This is a genomic window from Mangrovimonas xylaniphaga (genome assembly GCF_001280435.1).
Lineage (GTDB): Bacteria > Bacteroidota > Bacteroidia > Flavobacteriales > Flavobacteriaceae > Mangrovimonas_A > Mangrovimonas_A xylaniphaga.
On record NZ_LBIP01000021.1, the window covers coordinates 172,106 to 178,141 of the forward strand.

The window sequence follows — 6,036 nt, forward strand, 5'->3', positions numbered from 1 at the left end:
AGCAAAGTATTCTCTTAAAAGAGAGTAGATAATTAGAGCGGATTCCTATATTATCTTTCATTGTGTGAGTATGCTCAAAAATACATTTATATAGACCAAATATATAAAATATTCGATGAATTGCTATTTTTTTTCTTTATATGTAAGTAATTTTTGAAATAAAAGTAACATTAAAAAAGCAATCAAAATAAAATGGTTGCTTTCAATGTATATAGTGAAATAAATGTATATAGTGAAATATTGGTTATTGCTTAATGATGGCCTTCTTATTAAAGACTCCTCGATCTGTGACTATTTTTATGATATAGTTGCCATCCGAGATATTTTTGATGGGAATTTTAAAATCGTTCGAAATGGAGATGTTTGTGGGGTTCCATGATTTTACTGTTTGTCCAATAATATTAGTAAGGTAAACTTGTTTGACATTTAGGTTTTCTGGTGTCTTAATGTGTATTTCTTTACTATTATATAAATAGTTCATTGTAACACTTTGATGTTTATAATCTTCAATGGCTAAAGCGTTCTCGTCTTGGAAAGCAATAAAAAATCTATTAGTGTATTCCCCTTTATTTAAGACAGTTTGAAAACTAATATCATTGATTGGTGAAAATGTACCCATAAGGGAGTCATATATATATACATTAATATCTTCATTGAAGTTTTTCAATTCCAAAAGTGAAATTTCGATAGTCCCTGAAGTAGCAATGTCAACAATTAATGGATATTGTTTGGTGAAATTAAATTCACCAACACCTTGAATAATAAAAGGTTGCTCATTGATTGACCATGAAATGTCAGATGGGTATGAGTCTAGATTTCTAGCATCGTATCCATAATCGAAGCCGTCAGTAACAATAGCATTGGAAACAAACCCTAGTAACAATGTTCTAATAGTTCCTTCAGGTGTTTTAGCACTAAGAATGATTTTTTTTATTGGATCAGAAGATGAGTTTTGATTTTGCTTCTCTTGGTTATTGACTTGTCTTAGGAAAATAGATTCGCTAGGATTGGATTCTCTTTTAAAGAATCTTTGGTCATTTTCAAATTTGACAACTCCCCCCATACCTTCTTCAACAGCGGTTGTTACAAATCCTAGTCCAACAGGAATAAACTGTCCAGGTTTTAAATCGGAACTTCCCAATCCACTGATCCAATAACCATCTGTAGAGACATTCTGGGACGATACAGGAGGCACTCCTTCATTTAATAAATTATACAAAGCAAAACCACCTTCATATTCTTGTAAGTTATGAGAATTGTTTGTGTTGTAGTGGATCCAGAATTGTAATGTTCCGTCTATTGAGTTTGAGCTACCGGGGTTTGCATTCGGTCCTGGGATATTATCCTTAATAAATTCCAAGGCATCTATTGAGGAAGGATATGGATTGCCTAAGAAGATTTCATCGTTTATGGCTAAAGGGTTTTCAATTAATCCATTATGAGGAGTTCCTTTAAAGACATAGTTTTGGTATTCATTGCTAGTTCCGCTACCTTTCATAGTAAATCCACTTCCCGTTTCTATACTTCCTGTATTACCTACTCGAGACCAGGTGGAATAGGTATTTGCTGCTCCATTGAATTTATGAATCCATCGACTACTCATGGTTATTGGGGATGTTGGAGAGGCATCCTTGCCACTTGTCCATGTGATGGTCTTGGGATTTGCAGAGTCTGTTCCATCCATAAGTATTGCTCCTACTGAATAGTCAGCATTGAAACCAGAATTTATAGGGCTTACTGGTGAGCTCCAGTAATTGTAATTATATAAATTGTAAGTCCCCTGTTGGTCTCTTTCGATGAACCCACTACTTGTAGGATCCAAAACACTTTCATTCAATTGGTCGGTATTGTACCTTTTTTGAACCAATTGGGATTCGCCAACAAGATCAATTTGTCCATTTAATTTTAGGTAATGTGTAATCCATAAGCCATGGCCTGAGTTGGTTTCGTCTTGGATTCCTGTATTCGTTATTGTAATTTCTCCGGTATTTACCAATAGTCCTAATAAAGTTAAATCTTGAGTGTCACTGATAACATTATGAGAACTTTTCACTATATTCCAGTCAATTTTTTCACCATTAATTCCGGAACTATTGGGGTAATCCCAAACGGTATAATGTAGCCATGGAGAGGCCGTGTTAGCGGTATTATTCCAATTTCCTGCCTTGGATGTCAAATAGGGTAAAGGAGCTGTTTGTTGTTGACTAGAAGTAATGTTTCTCAATCTCCCACTTACACCTTTGTATGCAGATAGATCTCCACAAACTAGGTTCATTCTATAGTAGCCCATTAGGTTATCCCATAATAAAGGATCGTCATCAATTCCGTCGTTATCATAATCAGGACCAGAAATTTTGTTGGTGATTACAACTCCTCCAATATCAGATCCCAAAGCTTGAATTTCCTGATTCATCATCTGGTGGATGTGTTCAGAATTTAAGGATTTGTTCCAAATTCGTAATTCATCAACCCAACCGTGGAAATAGTTTGTTGGAGTCTTAGGATTTGCTCTATCCATGGCACCTAAAAGCGCCTCTATATTGCTGCTGGTATTATCAGGAGCAGCACCACTTGAAGTTCCTAGTTTTATACCGTCAACGTAAAGACTATACAATGAACCATCAAAAGTAACAGCCAAGTGGTACCATCTATTGGTACTGATTTTATTTCCATTTGAGGTTACAGATCCACTTCCTGAAGCATTACTCCAACTGAATATTATTTCTCCATTTAGTATACTTAAATCATAGCCACTTGTTTTGCTTTCGGCATCTTTTCTTGAAAAAACAGTTCTGGTGCCATCAATTGAATTTGGCTTTGCCCAAATTTCTATACTAAACTCAGAGTTTAAATTGTAATTGTTTTTAAAAGTAACGTAGTCGTTATAACCATCGAAGTCTATAGTTGGACAATCTTTAATTACAACATTAACTTCATCAAAACATCCATTGTCTAATGTCCATCTTAATGTGTATGTTCCTGGGTCAGCTGTAAAAATAGCATCAGGGTCTGAATCACTTGAGAATACTGCAGATGTTCCACAGGATTCAAAGCTAGAGTTAATAACACTCCAAGTTCCTCCCATACCAGTACCTAAATAATCTGTATCCCCATTGATAGTGTTAGGAACAACATATAGGTTTTCAGTCCAAGCTCCTTTGGCATGATTTTGAACAGCTGTTTTACTATTGTCATAAGCGTTGAGCTGAAGTGTATTTTCCCCACATTCACTATCTAGAGGAGAGTAATCTTTTCCTGCATAAGCTAAACTAGTTTCTATATCAATAAATTCGGTACCATCATCGTTATTGGTCCTACATCCATTTACCAGAGATGTAACACCATATGTTCTAATTCCTGGAGTAATTGGGGTTACAGTTGCTGTGGAACCAACAGCGATTACATTATTGTCTTCGTCTGTCCATTCCAACTCCTCTTCCACATAGGCATATGCAAACCCTACTTTATCTACGGCCCAACCACTGGATAGGTCTGTACCTTTTCCTTTTCCTCCACAGCTTACATTGTTGGGATTTTGAAAATAACTGTTGTCAATTGTTCCACATGAGTCCCCTCCAAAGAACTTAAACATTACTCTAAGACCTGAAAGCCCTGCATAAGGTCCTAAATCTATTGAGGCAGGAACCATTCGTGGAGATGTTTGGCCTATACAGCCGGCATTACCTGTTCCTTCAGCCAAAACTACTCCAGATGTTGTAGGTTCACCATCTTGTGAGTCGAAATCATAATTTTCTATCGTAGATAATTGAACGGTGTAAGTGTTTCCCGAGTCAAAAGATAGCCAAATTTCCCCATAGCCATTTCCACAAAAGTAGAAGCTAGTGTCAAAGGTTAAAATAGCTTCGCTAGATGTCATTCCAATAGTGGTAAATACAGGTGTTTCTAGAGTTGTATTATTGCCAGCTCCATTTGCCATGGCGAATTTTGTATTATCAGTGGTATCATAATTAATTCCACTAAATATTTGGTTATTGTTAGAGTTGGTTTCTTTCCATGTTGGTTGCGTGGTGGTATTTCCACTTGCCGGGAAGAAGCCATCTTGACCATCTACCCTCCAGCCATCAGGTTGTGCGTAATTAAATTCTCCTCCTTCACCAAATTGACCATTTGGTTGATCAAAAAAGCTAATAGCATTTACAGTTACAGAGTCTCCTAAACATATCAAGGTATTTGTATAGTCGACAATCGTTGGTGGTTCATCGGGTGGTAAAAATCTAACATATACTTCAGCTGTTGTTTTGTAATTGCCACTGTCAGGGTCGATAATATATGCTCTTACAAAAGTATCGTTGGATATATTGGCTAGGATGTAGGTTAAAGTGCCTCCAGAATTTCCTAAAGTATTCCATGTTTCCCCATAATTATAGGATGCTTCCCAATGTACTACATCAGTAGCCTGTAAATTGTATGGAGCAATACCTTGTAAATTGAAGCTTACTTTTACTGCTTCTTGTGATTCTCCAGGACAGGCCGTAACCTCTACTAATGGCCCAGGAGGTTGTGGATTGTCCGGAATAGGATCAATAATTTCGCCTGTGATATAAGTGAACAAATTCTTAGGAGGTTCAACAGTGATTGTAGGTGTGCAGGTGCTTACGTTGCCGTTTATATCAGTAATTGTTAAAGTAGTTGTTGTGGTGTACAATAGGCCGTCTTCAGCTTCTTTAAACACATTGGGGGATACTGTCATGGAGGCAATACCACAAGCGTCATAAGATCCGTTGTCTACATCTTCAGGTTCAATGAAGGCGTCTCTAGTAATGGCGTCCAATACTACTACAAAATCATTGCATTGCATTGTTGGGGGAGTTTTATCTACAACCGTCACTATTGCGGTACAGCTATCACTGTTTCCTGCATTATCATAAGCTGTAAAAATAACTGTATTAGCCCCTACATTACTACAGTTAAAAGAACTTGGGTTAACCGTCATGTTTGCTACTCCACAATTGTCTGTAGATCCATTGTTAATATTGTCAGCAAAAATATTGACGGTTCCATTCGGACTTAAAATAGCGGTGTAATTCTGGCAAGAGGCAATTGGAGCTTCATTATCCGAAGGAATAACTTCAAAAGAACAGGTGCTTATATTGTTTGAACTGTCAGTTGCAGTAAGTGTTACAGTTACAGCCCCATTTAACAAAGATCCGGAAAGTGGGCTTTGAGTTACAACTACATTGTTATCACAGTTGTCAGAAGTGGAAGCAAGAGAGGTGTAATCTTGAAGTGTAAATTGGCAGTTGTTTTCAAAACTTACGTTTTGATCTGGAGGGCAGCTAATATTGGGGTTTTCGTTGTCTTCAATTGTGATGGTTTGGGAGCATTGCGTTGAATTTCCAGCATAATCGGTGACAATCCAAGTTATTGTAGTGTCTCCAATAGGAAATACATAGCTTGAAGGAGAGATGGTTGTTTCTCCAATTTTTGCAATAACTGATTTTACCCCACAATTATCAGAAGTAGAAGGAGTGCTTATAGAAGCTGTAGCTGTACAGTTTCCAGTCCCATCATTACTGGTTCCAATTGTCATATTGTTTGGACATGTTATTGTTGGAGCTTGTGTGTCGTTAACTGTTACTGTGAACGAACATGAAGTGTTGTTGTTTGAACTGTCTGTTATAGTATAAGTTACCGTGGTTGTTCCAACAGGAAAAGTATCTCCTGAATCATGAGTACTTGAAATAGTGAAGCCTGTACAATTATCATTTCCTGTAGGTTCGGTCCAAGTGGCTACGGCACCACAAATATTATTGTCATTGTTTAAGGTAATGTTTGAAGGGCATGTTATAGTTGGATCCTCATTATCTGTTACGGTCACGGTCATGGAGTCCGTAGCGGTCAGGGTTGCCCCATCGGTAACGGTATATGTAATTGTAGTTGTCCCTATCGGGAATGTATATGTTCCGACCTGTCCAGAACCGGTATCGTTTACAGCACCGGTCATTACCCATGCAATTGAGCTTACGGAACAATTATCGTTGAAAGAGGCATCTGTAATAGCAACATCTACAGAAC

General features: G+C 37.3%; 1 protein-coding gene. It reads right to left on the minus strand.

Annotation, left to right across the window (positions count from 1 at the left end; genetic code table 11):
• Positions 1-244: 244 nt before the first annotated feature.
• On the minus strand, positions 245-5,965 hold the full coding sequence (locus ZA06_RS15450) for an HYR domain-containing protein (RefSeq protein ID WP_205625719.1): 5,721 nt from the start codon (positions 5,963-5,965) through the stop codon (positions 245-247).
• Between the last annotated feature and the right edge of the window lie 71 nt (positions 5,966-6,036).